Genomic DNA, 16987 nt, shown 5'->3' on the forward strand with positions numbered 1-16987 from the left:
TTGGGAGTTGGGAATTGGGAATTGGGAATTGGGAATTGGGAAAGCGTGCGGCCTGATACATCACGGAGGCAAGCGCTGGGCGCATCTGCTTTGTCGTGCCGAGGTCGCTGAAAGAAAAAGCGCACCGCTTGCGGTGCGCTTTTTCCATACTTCAACGTTCCTGAGCCACTGACCAATGGCACGACCCGCCATGAGTTGTATATTGATCGACACATAGCACGGCGGCGCCTCGCCCATGCCGACGGTGATATCGACCCGATCGTTGCTGCCGAAATCCGGGCACTGCAGGCCGCTGCGTGCGTCCAGCGCAATCAAGCGCCCGTCGAGCGTGCCTTCGATCACGCGCGTGCGGCACAGCTGCGGCGATGCCGTTGCGGCTGTTTTCAGCATCTGCAGAGTTGGCAGCCGCCGGCACTTCGTAATACGAAACGCCGCGGCATGCTGCCGTGTACGGAATCGCCTCGTCCTTGACCTTGGGATCGTAGCGCCAGCGCTGCTTGCCGCTGGCGGTATTCAGTGCAATCAGCTGGTTGCGTGCAGTACACAGGTACAGGCTGTCGCCCACCTTCAGCGGCGTGGTTTCCGGCACCCCAGCGCTTGTTCGGCAGATCGCCGGTGTGGAAAAGCCAGGCCTGCTGCAAGTGCGCGACGTTATCGCGATTGATCTGCTGTAGCGGCGAATAGCGCTGGCCGGCCTGGCTGCGTCCGTACGCGGCCCAATCGCCGTCGGCAGGTGCGTTCGCCGGCTGCGCGCCGGCCGCCGCAACCGAGCCGGATGCATTGCGATTAACCAAGCCACCGAGCACACCTGCCGCCTGCGCCAGCGCGCCATCGGCTTCAGTCACACCGTGCGGCATGAACGCCAATGCGAACGCCACCACAAATGCCACCGTCAGCGCACCGGCCAGGCTGCGCGATACCTTGCGCGACACGGGGCGATGCAGTTTTGGCAGCAACAGCGCGAGCACGAATGCCAGACCGACAATCAGGCCCAGACGCGGCACCCAGCGCCAGTAATCGCTGCCCGATTCCCACCATGTCCACAGCAACGAGACCGCCACCACGCCGGCAAACCACCAGGCGCCGGCATTGCGGCCACGAAACAGCAGCACGCCGGCAACGAGCATCGCCGCACCGGCCGGTGCGTAATACCAGGAGCCGCCTAACGCAGCCAGCCACACGCCACCGGCAAGCAGCACCGCGCCCAGTAATGCAATCACGCCTCCCAAGGTCGCCAGCGCCCAATGGCCGCGACCGGAAGGACGATCCAGAATCGTCATCAGTTGTTCCTCTTCGATTCAGCGGCAACGCAACGCCGCCGCACCTCCAACAACCTTCGACCCGTGATAACGAAAGCGCCGCCTTCTTTGTGGCGAACGCATGAAAACACTGCGTTGCAGATGTCAGCGCGCGTCATAAAGCGTGGCATCCCAAAAAACGTCACGCATAAGAAAACGCCGGTTTTCACCGGCGTTCTGGTCAACTGCATGGCAGCGGCAACGCGATCACGCGTCGGTTGGCGGCGCGTCGCTCACGCTTGCGCTTGCTTCGTCCACGACCTCATCCACTTCATCCAGTGACGCATCCAGGCGTTCCACCGCCTGCAACTTTTCGCCCTTGGACAAGCGGATCAGCGTAACGCCCTGCGTGTTACGGCCCACACGCGAGATCTCCGAACCACGTGTACGCACCAGCGTGCCGCCATCGGAAATCAACAGCACTTCGTCGGTGGCGCCCAGCAGCACCGCACGCACCAGCTTGCCGTTGCGCTCGGTGGTCTGGATGCCGATCACGCCCTGGGTGCCACGCCCCTTGCGTGGGTATTCGGTCAGCGGGGTGCGCTTGCCGTAGCCGTTCTCGGTGGCCGTCAGGATGTAGGCCACGTTGCCGTCGTCGGCGACCTCGATCACGGCAGACTCGCCGCCATCGCCGGCTTCCACCACGTCATCGACCTCCTCGCCTTCGATCTCTTCTTCCACGCCGCCGGCACGCTCGGCCACGATCAGGCTGACCACTTCCTCTCCCTTGGTCAGACGGATACCGCGCACGCCGGTGGCGGTACGGCCCATCGAACGCACGGTGGATTCGCCAAAGCGCACGGTCTTGCCGTTGGAAGCGAACAGCAACACGTCGCGGTCGCCATCGGTCAAGGCCACGCCGACCAGCGCATCGCCGTCGTCCAGGTTGATAGCGATCTTGCCACGCGCCAGACGGAAGGCGAATTCGCTCAGCGGCGTCTTCTTGACCGTGCCGTTGCGCGTGGCAAAGAACACATAGCGGTTGTCGGCGTATTCGCGCACCGGCAGCACCGCCTGCACGCGCTCGCCGGATTCCAGCGGAATCCAGTTGATGATCGGGCGGCCGCGCGCATTGGAGCCGGCTTCCGGCAACTGATGCACGGGCAGCCAGAACACCTTGCCGCTGCTGGTGAAGGTCAGCAGCGTGTCGTGCGTGTTGACCAGCCACAGCTGGTCGATGAAATCTTCTTCCTTGGTCGCTGCGGCAGAGCGGCCACGGCCACCACGGCGCTGCGCGCGATACGCACTCACCGGCTGGCGCTTGGCATACCCGGCATGCGACAGCGTCACCACCACGTCTTCCGGCGCGATCAGATCCAGGATGTCCAGTTCTTCTTCGCTGTGACGGATCTCGGTGCGGCGTTCGTCGCCGTATTCTTCACGGATATTGATCAGCTCGTCGCGGATCACCTGCAGCAGCACGTCCGGGTTTTCCAGGATGCGGATCAGGCCTTCGATGACGCCGAGCAACTGCTTGTACTCGTCGGTCAGCTTTTCCTGTTCCAAGCCGGTCAGGCGATGCAGACGCATTTCCAGAATCTGCGAAGCCTGCACTTCGCTGAGCTGGTAGAAGCCCTGGATCAGGCCCACGCCCGGCGGCAGATCTTCCGGCTTGGAGGCTTCGGCGCCGGCCGCGCCCAGCAGCGCGCCGACCAGACCCGGTTGCCAGGTCTTGGCCAGCATGCGCTCGCGCGCTTCCTGCGGGTTGGCCGAGGTCTTGATCAACTCGATCATTTCATCGATGTTGGCCAACGCAACGGTCAGGCCTTCCAGCACGTGCGTGCGCGCGCGCGCCTTGCGCAGTTCGAAAATGGTGCGACGGGTGACCACCTCGCGACGGTGGCGGATGAACGCCTCCAGCATCTGCTTGAGGTTCATCAACTGCGGGCGGCCGTCGATCAGCGCCACCATGTTGATGCCGAACACCGCCTCCATCTGGGTCTGCTGGTACAGGTTGTTGAGCACAACCTCGGCCGATTCGCCGCGCTTGACTTCGATGTAGATGCGCATGCCGTCCTTGTCGGACTCATCGCGCAGCTCGCTGATGCCTTCGAGCTTCTTTTCCTTGACCAGCTCGGCGATCTTCTCGATCAGCCGCGCCTTGTTGACCTGGTACGGGATCTCGGTAACGACGATCGCCTCGCGGCCGTTGTCGGCCACTTCCACATCGGCCTTGGCACGGATGCGCACGCGGCCCCGGCCGGTGCGATAGCCGGCCGCAATGCCGGCGGTACCGTTGATGATGCCGGCGGTGGGGAAATCCGGGCCCGGGATGTATTCCATCAGGCCTTCGAAGTCCAGCTCGGGCGTGTCGATCAACGCGATGCAGGCATTGATCGCTTCGGTCAGGTTGTGCGGCGGGATATTGGTGGCCATGCCCACCGCGATACCAGCCGAGCCATTGACCAGCAGGCTCGGGAACCGGGTCGGCATGACCGTCGGCTCCTGTTCCTTTTCGTCGTAATTGGGCTGGAAGTCGACGGTTTCCTTGTCGATGTCGGCCATCAGCTCATGCGCCAGCCGCGACATGCGCGACTCGGTGTAACGCATTGCCGCGGCCGAGTCGCCGTCGACCGAACCGAAGTTACCCTGACCGTCCACCATCATGTAGCGCAGCGAGAACGGCTGCGCCATGCGCACCAGCGTGTCGTACACCGACTGGTCGCCGTGCGGATGGTATTTACCGATGACGTCGCCGACGATACGCGCCGACTTGAAGTAGGCCTTGTTGCTGTGTGCGCCCAGCTCGTGCATCGCGTACAGCACGCGCCGGTGCACAGGCTTGAGGCCATCACGGGCATCGGGAAGTGCGCGGCCCACGATCACGCTCATCGCGTAATCGAGATAGCTCTTGCGCATCTCGTCTTCCAGGTTGACCTGGATGATTTCCTTGGCGGTTTCTGCCATTCGGGTTCCGTAAGTGAGGTGGCGGGCGAGCCGGAAAGCCGCGTCGGGAGCGCCCTTGCATCAGGCTGCCGACCCCACGCTCCCGCCGATCGATTCAAGCGCCGGATTGTACCACGGCAGGGCATTCCGACGCCTCCGCTTTACCAGCCAGAAACAAGCACTTGCAGGAAGTTGGGCGGCGTTGGCAGCGGAGCAGCCGGGCCCGGGCTCAGCTGCCGAAGGCCGCCCGCATCCGCGCCAGGTCCGGCTGCTCGATCGCGCCGCGTTCGGTGACGATCGCATCGATCAAATCAACCGGGGTGACGTCGAACACCGGGTTCCAGGCGTGGATGCCGTCGGCCACCGTCCTGACCCCGCCCACGCCGAACAATTCGCCGGGATCGCGCTGCTCGATCTCGATCTGGTCCCCGCTGGCCGTTGCCATATCCACCGTGGACGACGGTGCCACCACCATGAACTTCACGCCATGGTGGCGCGCGGCGATGGCCAGCTGGTAGGTGCCGATCTTGTTGGCGGTATCGCCATTGGCGCAGATGCGGTCGGCACCGACGATCACCCACTGCACCAGCCCGGATTTCATCAGATGCGAGGCGGCCGAATCGGCGATCAGGGTGGCATCGATACCGTCCTGCTGCAGCTCCCACACGGTCAGGCGGGCACCCTGCAGCCACGGCCGGGTCTCGCCGGCGAATACCTTGGCGATGCGCTGTTGCGCCATGCCGGCGCGGATCACGCCCAGTGCGGTGCCGAATCCAGCGGTGGCCAGCGAGCCGGTATTGCAATGGGTGAGCACGCCACTGCCTGGGGCGATCAGCGCGGCACCGAGCGCGCCCATGTGGCGGTTGGCGGCCAGGTCTTCATCGGCAATGGCCTGCGCCTCGCGCGCGAGCACCTCGCGCCAGTCGGCGCCGGCCGCGCCCAGCACCCGGCGCATGCGCATCAGCGCCCAGGCCAGGTTGACGGCAGTCGGACGCGCCGCGTTGAGCCGCAGCAGCGCCGGCTCGAGCTTCTGCAGCGCAGCGCTGCCATCGTCGGCAGCGATGTCGCGCGCGGCCAGCACCACGCCCCAACCTACCGCAATGCCGATCGCCGGCGCACCGCGCACGGCCAGCGAATGGATCGCCTCGGCCACCGCGTCGCTGGTGTCGCAATGCACATGCGCCACCTCGAAGGGCAGCTTGCGTTGGTCGAGCAATTCAAGGGCATCGCCGGTCCACAATAGTGGCCGGATGTGGTCGTAGCGGGCGTAATCGATATGGGCGCTGTCGTTCATGCGTCCATTGTAAGGCGCGCGCAGCGCCCGCGCTGTTGCACGACCGCGCGGCCTTGGCGCGGCGAACAAAACCACTGCATAGCCGGCAGGCAGGCGCGGCCGGTGCTCGGAATCGGCAGGCACCACTCGGACACCTGCGCTTGCTGCGCGTCGTCCCTACCCACCTGACGACTGCGCGCGATGTCGTGTTAGCTGCTCTTAGTCGACGATGAACTCGGCGCGGCAGCCGTCGTTCACCCACACCCCGTCGCGGCTCCAGCCCCAGGTCTGGCCTTCCACGCATGGCGTCTTGGACATCTGCCGGCCCAGGCGCACCGCGCGTTCCACCGACACTCCGCAGGTGCGCCGCGCGCTTTTCTTCGATTCGCAGGTGACCATGCGCGGCACCGCAACGAAGCCGGAGCCATCTTCCGCGCCCACCTCGAATTCGCCATCGCATCCACGCGAGACCCAGATTTCGTTACGGCGAACACCCCAGGTGCTCCCTTCCTTGCACGGCCACATCGAGCGTTGCCGCAGCAGCCGCACCGGCGCGCCACGCAGCACCACCGGGCACGCCACCGTGCCGCCATTGGAATCGCAGCGCACCACGCGGCGCATCACGGTTGCGGTCTGCGCACGGGCCGCTGCGAATTCGGCGCGGCAGCCTTGCTCGACCCACACGCCATCGCGCTCGACATCCCATTCGCTACCGCGAATGCAGCTGGTTTCGGAGAGCTGGCGCACCAGTTGCACGCCTTGGGCGGTATCCATCGGACAGTGCACGCGCGCCAGGTCCTTGGACTCGCAGCGCACCACGCCGGCCGCGCGATCGGACGCGCGCGCATCGGCAAGCAGCAGCAGCGGCAAGCACCACAAACCGCATAAGCTGACCAGCCACTTCATGCCGACAATCCTCACCCCGAACGATCTTCGTCGCGCCCCCGTGCACGTGAAGATGAAAGCATCATCGATGTGAAGATAGCAATACGGCACCGATGACAGCGCGATGACTCAGGCGCGGGCGAAGTCGAACGCCAGCACGTCGGCAATCTGCTCAGTACCGCGCAAGGCCATCAACAGGCGATCCACGCCCACCGCCACGCCGGCGCAGTCGGGCAACTGCGACAACACCGCCAGCAGGCGCTCGTCCAGCGGCAACTGCGGCAATCCACGTGCCGCACGCACGACGTTGTCGCGCACAAAGCGCGCACGTTGCTCCTGCGCATCGTTCAGTTCGTGATAGCCATTGGCCACCTCGAAACTGCCCAGATACAGCTCGAAGCGCTCGGCCACCGGCGGGTCATCGTGGCGGATCCGCGCCAACGCACATTGACTGGCCGGCCAATCGTGCACCACCGTCAGGGTGTTGCTGGCAAAGCCCGGCTGGATGCGATGAGTCATCAGCAGGTCCAGCCAATCGTCGCGGGTCAGACCCTCAGGGTCGATGGCCACGCCATGCAAGGCGGCGCGTAGCGTTTCGGTCGGGTCGCACAACGGGTCGATGCCCAACGTCTGCACGAAGAGCGCGCGATATGTGAGCACCTGCACCCTGGCCTGGCGCCCGACCAGCCCCAGCGCGCGACGCAGCAGTTCGATGGTCTCCTGCGCAAGACTGCGGTCGTTCCAGCCCACCCGATACCATTCGAGCATGCTGAACTCGGGGTTGTGACGGCCACCGGCTTCGCCATTTCGAAACACCCGCCCCAGTTCGTAGCAATCGCCCACGCCGGCTGCAAGCAGGCGTTTGAGCGGATATTCCGGCGAGGTGCGCAACCAGCGCAGCGCCGCGCCGGCATCGACATGGCCGGTGAAGCGCGTACTGAAACTTTCGATATTCGGTTCGGTATTGCCGGCCTCCGAAAGCACGGGCGTTTCCACTTCCAGCACGCCGCGTTCGGCGAAAAACTCGCGGATCGTGGCGTTGAGCCGCGCCCGCAACTGCAGCGCGGCCAGATCGAGCTGCGCCGTGGTCATGGCTGTTGGCCGTGGTCGCCCAGGAAGGCCAGCAGACGGGCTTCGTCCCAGATCTCCACGCCCAGCGATTGCGCCTTGTCGAGCTTGGAACCAGCTTCTTCGCCGGCTACCAGGAACTCGGTCTTCTTGGAGACGCTACCGGCGACCTTGGCGCCCAGTGCTTCCAGCCGCTGCTTGGCCGCGTCGCGCGTCAGCGCAGCCAGTGTCCCGGTGATGACCACGGTCTGCCCATCGAGCGGGCCGGTCTGCAGTGCATCGGCTTCCGGCAGACGCGCCAGCACTGTTTCCATCGCCTGCTGCGCCGCACTCGCGAGCGCTGCGTTTTCGGGGCGATCCAGCCATTGCAGCAACGCAGCCACCACGGGCGCGGGAACGCCGCCCTGCTGCAAGGCATCGGCGCCGGCCGTGCGCAACGCAGCGAACGAATTCACCGCAGCGGCAAGCTGCTGCGCGCGCACCGGCGTCACCTTGGGAATGTCCATGTCTTCCAGCACGCTGGCAAAACTCAGCGCCTCGCGCAGCTTGGGCGAAGGTGGATGCGTATCGCCGATGCGCACGCCACGCTGCAGCAGGTCATCGATGGCGTGCTGATTGCCGGCCTGATCGAAGAAGTGCCCAAGCGAGCGCGCCACTTCGCCGCCGATATCCGGCACGCGCTTGAACAGCGGCCACGGCAAATGGCGGATCAATTCCAGATCGCCGAACCAGGCCGACAAGGCCTTGGCCGTGCTTTCGCCCACGTGCTCGATACCCAGCGCAAACAGGAAACGCTCCAGCGTGGTGTCGCGCGATGTTTCGATGGCCTCGATCAGATTCTCCGCCCACTTGGTGGCGATTTTCTTGCGGTTCCAGTCGAAGCTCGGCAAGCCTGCACGCAGCAGATCGGCCTGCCAGGTCTGCGGCACCTCGCGCTCGCCGGCCAGATCCACGCCAATGCCAACCACGCTGGCTTCCAGCTGCGCATATGCACCGCTGGCCAGATGCTCGCGCGCCTCGCGCAGGAAGCCATGCGGGCTGTCGGCGGTGCTGATCATGCGCAATTGCAGCAGCTGATCCACGCTCAGCAGATACAGGTCGGCCACGCCTTTCACCAGGCCGCTGTCGACCAGCACTTCGATGAATTTTTCGCCCAGGCCATCCACATCCATCGCGCGCCGCGAGACGAAATGCCGGAAGGCTTCCTTGCGCTGCGCCGGGCAGGTCAATTCGCCGGAACAGCGCCAGACCGCCTGGCCTTCTTCGCGCACGATCTCCGAACCGCACACCGGGCACTGCGTCGGCATCTGCCAGACCTGGGTACCGGACGGGCGCTGATCGGCCACCACAGCGGCCACTTCAGGAATGACATCACCGGCGCGGCGCACGATCACCGTATCGCCCACGCGCACATCCAGCCGCGCGATCTGGTCGGCGTTGTGCAGCGTGGCATTGGTGACGATCACCCCGGCCACATGCACCGGCTTCAAGCGCGCCACCGGCGTGGCCGCACCGGTGCGGCCGATCTGGATCTCGATGGCTTCGACTGTGGTGGACTGTTCCTGCGCCGGGAACTTATGCGCGATCGCCCAACGCGGCGCGCGCGAGACGAAGCCCATTTCGCGCTGCCCGGCCAGATCGTCGAGCTTGTACACCACGCCATCGATATCGAACGCCAGCTCGTCGCGCGCCTCACCGATGCGCTGGTAATACGCCAGCAATCCGTCGCTGCCCTGCACCACCTCCACCAGCGCACTGACCGCAAAGCCCCACGCGCGCAACTGCGCCAGGATCGCCGAATGGGTCTGCGGCAGCGCGCCTTTGCGCACTTCGCCGACGCCGTAGGCAAAGAAGCTCAGCGGGCGCTGCGCAGTGATGCGTGCATCCAGCTGCCGCAGCGAGCCCGCCGCGCCATTGCGCGGGTTGGCCAGCATCTTGCCGCCCTGCGCACGCATCTGCGCGTTGTAGGCTTCGAACGCAGCGCGCGGCATGTAGACCTCGCCGCGCACTTCCAACACCTGCGGCCAGCCTTCGCCGCGCAGCCGCAATGGAATCGCCTTGACGGTGCGCAGGTTGGCGCTGACATCCTCGCCGGTGGCGCCATCGCCGCGCGTGGCGCCCTGCACGAACTCGCCATTCTCGTAGCGCAGGCTGATCGCCAGGCCATCGAGTTTGGGTTCGGCCGAAAACAGCGGTTGCTTGACCTCAAGCCGCTCGCTGATGCGCCGCACGAATTCGGTCACTTCCTCATCGCTGAAGGCGTTGCCCAACGACAGCATCGGCAAGGCATGCCGCACTTCGGCAAACCGCGAGGCGGCCAGATGGCCGACGCGTTGGGTTGGCGAATCGGCGCTGGCCAATTCCGGATGCGCGCGCTCCAAGGCTTCCAGCTCGCTCATCAGCTTGTCGTAATCGGCATCGGCCATCTGCGGCTCGTCGAGCACGTGATACCGGTAGTTGGCGTCTTCGATGCGACGGCGCAGGGCATCGATGCGCTGAGCGGGATCCGGGCTGACAGTCATACGATCGCAGGGCTGGCTCTGGGCCGCCCATTCTAACGGGCCATGCTGGCGCCAAGGTCAGTGGCGCGGGCATCGGTCGCGACGATTGAGCGATGGAGGAAGCTGTTTGCATCGATGCGAACCAGGCGCACCGGCACCCATCGGCGTTCGGGCTGGACAGCGAGCGCGGCAGGAACCTGGTCGTCGCACCCAGCTCCCGTCATGCCACCTGTCTTTGCCGTCCAACGCCTGCAAGCACGCGTCGAACCAGTCTTCTGGCAATTCCCCGATAGGCAGACAGACACAAACCGGCTAGCGTGGCGGCCTCTTTGCGCCCCGCCTATGGAGTTCGCCCGTGTCGTTGCCCGTCTCGCGCCGTTCGTTTCTCAGCATCGCCACCACCGGCGTGGCGGTGTCCGCACTGGGGCTGGCACCCGCGGCCGATGCGGCCCGCAAGCGCGCTGCGGCGCCGGCAACACCGGGCGTGGCCGCGGCGGCCGGCACGGTCTACCTCAACCTCAACGAGCATCCGCTCGGGCCCTCCCCGGCCGCACTGGACGCTGCCACGCGTTCGCTGGCACGCGCGGGCCGCTACCTGGTCGAGATGGAGCAGGATCTGTGCAACCTGATGACCGGCGAACTGCAGCTGCCCAACGATCATCTGTCGTTGTTCCCCGGCTCGCGGGATGCGCTGAACCGGGCCGGCAGCCTGTTCACGTCCGCGCGTGCAGGGCTGGTGGTGGCCGACCCGAGCTTCGACCCGCTGATCGAAAGCGCCACTGCCCGCGGCGTGGCCGTGCGCAAGGTGCCGCTGCATGCCGATGGCGCGCACGACGTCAAGGCGATGATGGCCAAGGCCGACCCGACTGCCGGCATGCTGTATCTGTGCAACCCCGGCAACGCCACCGGCGCCATCACCCCGCGCGCCGACATCGAATGGTTGCTGGCCAACAAGCCGGCCAGCGCCGTGCTGATGGTCGACGAGGCGTACATCCACTACAGCAACGAGCCCTCGGTGGCCGATCTGGTGCGTCAGCGCCAGGATCTGATCGTACTGCGCAGCTTCTCCAAGCTCTACGGCATGGCCGGCCTGCGCCTGGGCGCCGCCCTGGCCTCGCCAGGCCTGCAGACCAAACTTGCCGCCTTCGGCAGCAACCCGTTGTCGGTTCCGGCAATGGCCGCCGGTATCGCCAGCCTGCGCGACCCGCTGCTGGTGCAGACCCGCCGCGCCGAGAATGCCCGCGTGCACGACGAAACCATCGCCTGGCTCAAGAGAAAGGGCTACACCTTGCCTGCCCTCGCAAGCCAACTGCTTCCTGCTGGACGTCAAACGCGATGCGAGCGTGTTCGCCGATTCGATGCAGAAACAGGGTGTCATCGTTGGCCGTAGCTGGCCGATCTGGCCCAAGCGCGTGCGCGTCAGCGTAGGGACCGAAGCGGAAATGCTGCGCTTCCGCGAAGCGTTCGGAAAAGCCAAGCGCTAATTCGCGAAACGTTCGATCAGGCCAAACGCGCCCCCTTCTCACATCGTGACATTACCCACCTTTTATGGGGGAAAAGGTGACCCGCAAGGGGTGGCTGAGGGTGCGAGTGAAGCTCGCCTTGTTCGACTGCATGGGTAGTTTGTCCCGTACCCTCACCCCCTTTCCCGTGGGAGAGGGGGCTCTGGATTTCTACTGATCGAACGCCTCAGGCTCCGGTACGCGTAGCGTGCGGCGGATCCAGAGATAGCGGATGACGAAGGTCAGCGCCATCGAGCCGGCGTTCCACAGCAGCAGCTCGTGCAGCATCGGCGGGCCTTGCAGGATGTGCAGGCAATAGCGGCGATCCAGCAGTGCGATGGCGTGCGGCATGAACACGCTGACGAAAGGCGTTGGCACCGGCGCGACCAGCAGCGTGATCGCGGCAGCGAGGCCCACGACCAGCCAGGGCGAATGTCGTCGGCGTCTGCGCAGGCGCGCGGCGATCCTGGTGAAGATCCATAACAACGGCATTGCCAGGATCGCCCACAGCACCAGCAGCAACGCCACCGCCAACACGCCCTGCAGGCTCAACATGTCAACTCACCAGCGCGGCGATTTGGTCAGCGGTGGTGCCTGGTGCTGGCGATCATAGGCGCGGAGCTCGTCGCGGATATGCGCAACACGCTGGCGGCCCAGTGCATTGCGGCTGTCGTCCAATACCACGCCGTCGAGTAGTTCAGCCATGCGCTGCACGGTGGGCAGCATTTTTTCCCAGGCATCCAAGGCGGTCATCGGCGCCGGCAGCGTGAGGAAGAACGCAATCGCCGGCGTCTGCATCTCGCGGATGTTGGCCATGTCGAAACTGCCGGGCTTGAGGATGCTGGCCATGCTGAAGATCGGCCCGCGCTCCGGATGCCCTTCCACCAGGCGGTGGAACACGTTCATGTGCCCGAACACCAGCCCGGTCTTCTCGGCGGCCACCACCACATCCTCGCCGCGCAGCACCTGGCCCGCCTTGGCGGCCACGAACAACGACACGATCTTGTCGAAATCCTGGTTCGGGCGCTTGCCCACCTCGCTGCCGCCAGCGGCATCCTGATCGTCCAGGTTGAGCTCGCTCTGCTCGACGCCTTCTGCGCGTTGCGCAGTTTCATCATCCGCACCGAACTCGCTGGAAATCACCGGTTCGCGCCGTTCGCGCGGCTGGCCCTCGTCCTTGTCGACCCGGCGCCCTTGCGGCGTCTTCTTCGGGCGACCAAACAGGAAGATGGCCGCGACCAGCAGCAGTCCAGCGATCAGGATCCCGATCCGGATCATGGCCATGTCGGACATTCAGCGTGCCTCCGCATAAGAGTGACAGGTGTCGATATTCCAACAAGCATGGCACGTCATGCCGCACCCGCCAAACGGGCGGCCTCTTCCAGGTCCACGCTGACCAGGCGGCTGACGCCCGGCTCGCGCATGGTCACGCCGGAGAGCTGGCGCGCGGCTTCCATGGTGGCCTTGTTATGGCTGACGAACAGGAACTGCACCTTCTCGCTCATCTCGCGCACCATGTTGGCCAGGCGGCCGACGTTGGCTTCGTCCAGCGGCGCGTCCACCTCGTCGAGCAGACAGAACGGCGCCGGATTGAGCTGGAAGATCGCAAATACCAGCGCCACCGCGGTCATCGCCTTCTCGCCACCGGACAGCAGCGAAATGCTCGACACGCGCTTGCCGGGCGGGCGCGCCATGATGGTCACGCCGGTATCGAGCAGGTCCTCGCCGGTGAGTTCCAGATACGCATGGCCGCCGCCGAACAGGCGCGGATACAGCGCCTGCACGCCGGAGTTGACGCGGTCGAAGGTGTCCTTGAAACGGCCGCGGGTTTCGCGGTCGATCTTGCGGATGGCGTCTTCCAGCGTTTCCAGCGCGGTGTTGAGATCCAGGTTCTGCGCGTCCAGGTATTCCGAGCGCTGCGCGGCCTCGCCGTATTCCTGGATGGCGGCCAGGTTCACCGGCTCCAGGCGACGCATGCGCGCATCGATCTGGCCAACGGCCGCTTCCCATTCGGCCACGTTGGCCGACTCGGGCAACCCGTTGACGACGTCTTCCAGAACGAAGCCGGCCTTGACCACCGCCGCTTCCAGTTGCTCGGCGTTGAGCACCAGCGCCTGTTGATCGAGCTTGCGTTGCGAAATGCGCTCACGCTGCGCCAGTGCCTGTTCGTCGCGCTGCTGGCGGGTCTGTTCGAAGCTGCGCAGTTCGCTGTCGATGCTGTCGAGCAGGGTGCGCGCTTCGCCCAGCGCGCGCTCGGTGCGTACGCGCTCGCTCAACGCGGCCTGATGTTCGTGTTCCAGTGTTTCCACCGGCGAATCGCCTTCGCTCAGTTGGGCGACCAGATCTTCCAGGCGCGTATCGAGCTGCCCGCGCTGGCTGTCCATGCGTTCCAGGGTCTGGCTCAGCGATGCGATCTGGGTGCGTTGCGACTCCAGCGTCAGCGCCAATGCATGCATTGCATCGCGCACGCCGCGCGCGGCATCGCGCGCCTGATCGCGTGCATCGGTGAGTTGACGGCGCTCGCTTTCCAGCGCTTCGCGCGTGCCCTGCAGATCGCCCATCAAGGTGGCCGCGTCTTCGAGTTTGGCGCGCGCCTCGCGTGCCTGCTCGCGGCTGGTATCGAGCGTTTCCAGCAGTTGCGCCAGCTCGGTTTCGATGCGCTCGATGCGCGTGCGCGCCGCATCGACCTTGCCCTGCTGACTCTGCAATTGCCCAGCCAGTTCGGAAACGCTGCGGTGCGCCATGTACAGCTGACGCTGCGCGTCTTCACGCTGCTGCTCTGCCGCCAGCAGTTGTTCGCGGAAGCTGGAGAGCTGGTGCTCAAGCTCGGCTTCGCGCTCCTGCAAGGTTTCGATCTGCGTACGTAGCGCTTGAATCTCGCGCTCTCGCAGCAACGCGCCTTGCTTGGCCGCGCCCGAGCGCGAGACGCGCACCCAACCCTCGCCCAGCCGCTCGCCGTTACGGGTGATCACCGAATCGCCTTCGGGCAGGCTGCGTTGCAGCGTGCGCGCAGCGTCCAGGTCCTCGGCGGTGTGCAGACGCGCAAGCAACCGACGGATCGCGATCGGCCCCTGCACCCTGGCAGCCAGCGAGGTCGGCGCGAAGCTCGCATCGTCAGTCGCACTGGACACCAACGCGATGCGGCCATCGCCCAACTCGCCCAGCGCATCGACCAATTGTTCCGGCGCATCCACCAGCACGCCTTCGATCATCTGCCCCAAGGCGCCTTCGACCGCGTTTTCCCAGCCACTCTCGACGCTGATGCGCTCGCCCACGCGCGCGGCCGAATCCAGTCCGCGCGACTTCAGCCACGCCACTGCGGCGCCCTGCTCCTGGCCGAGCGCGGCCTGCTGCAAGGTTTCCAGCGACGACAGCCGGCCACGCGCAGCCTGCGCCTGCTTGCGCACTTCGGCCAGCTCGCCCTGGCTGGCGCGTTGCTGTTCCTGCAGCCCGGCAAGTGCGTGCTTGCGCGCCTCGACCTGCTCGGTCAAGCCGTCCAGCGAGGTTTTCTGGATTTCATGGCGCAGTTCGATCTGCTCGTACACCTTGGCCAACGCCTCCAGGTCCAGCCCGGCGCGCTCGTTGACCAGTGCTTCGCGGCGGCGGTCGGCTTCCAGCGCCTGGCGGTCCAGATAATCGACGCGCGTGCGCTCCACTTCACCGGCACGCGAGGCTTCGCCGGTGTCGCGGTTATGGGTTTCCCAGCGCTGCTGCCAGTCGGCCAGCCGCGCTTCGGCTTCGCGTAGCGACTCCTGGCGGAATTCGTGGTCTTCGCGCAGTTGCTCAAGTTGCGGTTCGGCAGCAGCCACCGCTTCGCGCAGCACGCTCAATTTGGCCGAGTCACCGCTGATGTGCTGGGTCAATTCCTGCAGCTGGCTCTGCGCCTCATCGCGTGCCTTGTGCAAACGATGCGAGAGTTCGCGTTGGTGCTGGATCTGCTGCTCGATCCGCGCCAACGCGCCACCGACCTGGTAGACATCGGCTTGCGCCTTGGCCACCGCTTCGGCAGCTTCTTCGCGGCGGACGCGGCCGGTTTCGATGCGTGCTTCGGCATCGCGCTGTTCGGCGATGAATTGCTGCAGACGCGTCTCTTCCTGATTCAACTTTTCGCGCAGGCCCTGCAACCGACCATCCAGGCCACGGTATTCCAGCGCCTTCCACTCGGCATCCTTGATCCGGCGCTCTTCCTGTAACGCCTGGTACTGCTCGGCCTGCCGCGCCTGGCGCTGCAGATGCGCCAGTTGCTTGGTGATTTCTTCGCGCAGATCGCTCAGACGATCGAGGTTTTCGCGCGTATGCCGAATACGCGTTTCGGTTTCCTTGCGGCGTTCCTTGTACTTGGAAATGCCGGCGGCTTCTTCCAGATACACGCGCAGATCTTCCGGGCGCGCTTCGATGATCTGGCTGATCATGCCCTGCTCGATGATCGAGTAGCTGCGCGGGCCAAGGCCGGTGCCCAGGAACAGATCGGTGATATCGCGGCGCCGGCACTTGGTGCCATTGAGGTAGTAGGCGCTATTGCCGTCGCGGCTGACCAGGCGCTTGACCGAGATCTCGTTGAACGAGGCGAACTCGCCGCTGATGGTGTGGTCGGAGTTGTCGAAGATCAGCTCCACCGTCGCCTGCGACACCGGCTTGCGTGCCGAAGAGCCGGAAAAGATCACGTCGGTCAAGGAATCGCCACGCAGGCGGCTGGCCGAGCTTTCGCCCATCACCCAGCGCACCGCATCGATGATGTTGGACTTGCCGCAACCATTGGGGCCGACGATGCCGGTCATGTTGGTGGGCAGGTGCAAGGTGGTCGGGTCGACGAACGACTTGAAACCGGACAGCTTGATCGTGGAAAGGCGCATGGGGACTGGAGATTCCGGGCACCGCGCGGACCAAGCCGGCAGGCACTTTTCCTGTGAAGCCAGCGCCCAAGCCCTTGATCCATAAGATCTGCGGGCCGTGGAACCGGCAATGGAGGATGAGTATAACGGGCATGCCGGCGCTGGCGGCGGCGCCCCAAAAACGAAGGGCGCCTAACAAGGCGCCCTTCGGGTGACACAGACGGCCTGGATCAGGCGTCGGATTCGACGATGACCTTGACCGTGGTTTCCACATCCGCGTGCAGGTGCAGCACAACGTCGTATCCGCCGACATTGCGGAATACGCCTTCGCCCAGGATCACTTCGCTCTTTTCCAGCGGCAGGCCGGCGGCGGTGAACGCCGCGGCGATGTCGCGCGGGCCAACCGAGCCGTACAGCTTGCCTTCGGTCGACGCATGCGCGCCGATGGTGACGCTGGCGCCCTCGAACTTGGTGGCGCGGCTCCGTGCCTCGGCCAGGATGCTGTTGGCCTTGGCTTCGTACTCGGCGCGCTTGGTTTCGAACGCTTCAACGTTCGCAGCGGTGGCCGGCACGGCCTTGCCCTGCGGCACGAGGAAGTTGCGGCCGTAGCCCGGCTTGACGCTGACCTTGTCGCCCAGGTTGCCCAGGTTGGTCACTTTCTGCAGAAGAATCAGATCCATGGTGGTACTCCGTATATTCGTTAGCGCCGGCATGTGGCGAGCGCAACGGGTGCTGTCCGAAT

9 protein-coding genes, 1 other RNA gene and 2 pseudogenes are annotated in these 16987 nt (G+C 65.2%); 2 read left to right on the plus strand and 10 right to left on the minus strand.

The features are described from left to right. Nucleotides 1-201: 201 nt before the first annotated feature. From XAXN_RS03260 to mtnA, 3 genes and pseudogenes are all read right to left on the minus strand, one after another. Nucleotides 202-1280, minus strand: a pseudogene (locus XAXN_RS03260) (PQQ-binding-like beta-propeller repeat protein); the annotation flags it as partial. Between the two features lie 225 nt (nt 1281-1505). Continuing rightward, nucleotides 1506-4205 (minus strand): DNA gyrase subunit A, encoded by a 2700-nt coding sequence (gene gyrA, locus XAXN_RS03265; RefSeq protein ID WP_054318479.1) that lies wholly within the window; start codon nt 4203-4205, stop codon nt 1506-1508. 208 nt (nt 4206-4413) lie between these two features. Continuing rightward, on the minus strand, nt 4414-5478 hold the full coding sequence (mtnA, locus tag XAXN_RS03270) for an S-methyl-5-thioribose-1-phosphate isomerase (RefSeq protein ID WP_054318505.1): 1065 nt from the start codon (nt 5476-5478) through the stop codon (nt 4414-4416). Between the two features lie 117 nt (nt 5479-5595). On the opposite strand from mtnA, the gene XAXN_RS20435 reads away from it, so the two are divergent. Next, a non-coding RNA gene (locus tag XAXN_RS20435) (sX9 sRNA) lies at nt 5596-5672 on the plus strand. A gap of 4 nt (nt 5673-5676) precedes the next feature. On the opposite strand, the gene XAXN_RS03275 is transcribed toward XAXN_RS20435, so the two are convergent. The 3 genes from XAXN_RS03275 to ligA form a co-directional block, all read right to left on the minus strand. Continuing rightward, nucleotides 5677-6363 (minus strand): DUF3011 domain-containing protein, encoded by a 687-nt coding sequence (locus XAXN_RS03275; protein ID WP_054318480.1) that lies wholly within the window; start codon nt 6361-6363, stop codon nt 5677-5679. Nucleotides 6364-6471: 108 nt separating this feature from the next. After that, on the minus strand, nt 6472-7434 hold the full coding sequence (epmA, locus tag XAXN_RS03280) for an EF-P lysine aminoacylase EpmA (protein WP_054318481.1): 963 nt from the start codon (nt 7432-7434) through the stop codon (nt 6472-6474). After that, nucleotides 7431-9932, minus strand: a complete 2502-nt coding sequence (gene ligA / locus XAXN_RS03285; protein WP_054318482.1) for an NAD-dependent DNA ligase LigA — start codon at nt 9930-9932, stop codon at nt 7431-7433. Before ligA ends, epmA begins: the two co-directional genes overlap by 4 nt. Before the next feature lie 334 nt (nt 9933-10266). On the opposite strand from ligA, the pseudogene XAXN_RS03290 reads away from it, so the two are divergent. Next, nucleotides 10267-11395: pseudogene (locus tag XAXN_RS03290) on the plus strand (pyridoxal phosphate-dependent aminotransferase). Between the two features lie 189 nt (nt 11396-11584). Here XAXN_RS03290 and XAXN_RS03300 read toward each other — a convergent pair. The 4 genes from XAXN_RS03300 to rplI form a co-directional block, all read right to left on the minus strand. Next, nucleotides 11585-11968 (minus strand): hypothetical protein, encoded by a 384-nt coding sequence (locus XAXN_RS03300; protein WP_054318485.1) that lies wholly within the window; start codon nt 11966-11968, stop codon nt 11585-11587. 6 nt (nt 11969-11974) lie between these two features. Further along, nucleotides 11975-12706: a cell division protein ZipA gene (zipA, locus tag XAXN_RS03305; protein ID WP_054318486.1), complete on the minus strand. Its 732-nt coding sequence runs from the start codon at nt 12704-12706 to the stop codon at nt 11975-11977. A gap of 56 nt (nt 12707-12762) precedes the next feature. Continuing rightward, nucleotides 12763-16266, minus strand: a complete 3504-nt coding sequence (smc, locus tag XAXN_RS03310) for a chromosome segregation protein SMC (protein ID WP_054318487.1) — start codon at nt 16264-16266, stop codon at nt 12763-12765. A gap of 209 nt (nt 16267-16475) precedes the next feature. Then, nucleotides 16476-16925, minus strand: coding sequence for a 50S ribosomal protein L9 (rplI, locus tag XAXN_RS03315; RefSeq protein WP_054318488.1), 450 nt, complete (start codon nt 16923-16925; stop codon nt 16476-16478). Nucleotides 16926-16987: the final 62 nt, after the last annotated feature.

It is taken from the genome of Xanthomonas axonopodis (genome assembly GCF_001304695.1).
GTDB lineage: Bacteria > Pseudomonadota > Gammaproteobacteria > Xanthomonadales > Xanthomonadaceae > Xanthomonas > Xanthomonas axonopodis.

Coding starts and splice junctions, on each gene's coding strand:
- ligA (WP_054318482.1), bottom strand. CDS start 9,932: ATGACTGTCAGCCCGGATCCCGCTCAGCGCATCGATGCCCTGCGCCGT.
- epmA (WP_054318481.1), bottom strand. CDS start 7,434: ATGACCACGGCGCAGCTCGATCTGGCCGCGCTGCAGTTGCGGGCGCGG.
- smc (WP_054318487.1), bottom strand. CDS start 16,266: ATGCGCCTTTCCACGATCAAGCTGTCCGGTTTCAAGTCGTTCGTCGAC.
- mtnA (WP_054318505.1), bottom strand. CDS start 5,478: ATGAACGACAGCGCCCATATCGATTACGCCCGCTACGACCACATCCGG.
- rplI (WP_054318488.1), bottom strand. CDS start 16,925: ATGGATCTGATTCTTCTGCAGAAAGTGACCAACCTGGGCAACCTGGGC.
- XAXN_RS03275 (WP_054318480.1), bottom strand. CDS start 6,363: ATGAAGTGGCTGGTCAGCTTATGCGGTTTGTGGTGCTTGCCGCTGCTG.
- XAXN_RS03300 (WP_054318485.1), bottom strand. CDS start 11,968: ATGTTGAGCCTGCAGGGCGTGTTGGCGGTGGCGTTGCTGCTGGTGCTG.
- zipA (WP_054318486.1), bottom strand. CDS start 12,706: ATGTCCGACATGGCCATGATCCGGATCGGGATCCTGATCGCTGGACTG.
- gyrA (WP_054318479.1), bottom strand. CDS start 4,205: ATGGCAGAAACCGCCAAGGAAATCATCCAGGTCAACCTGGAAGACGAG.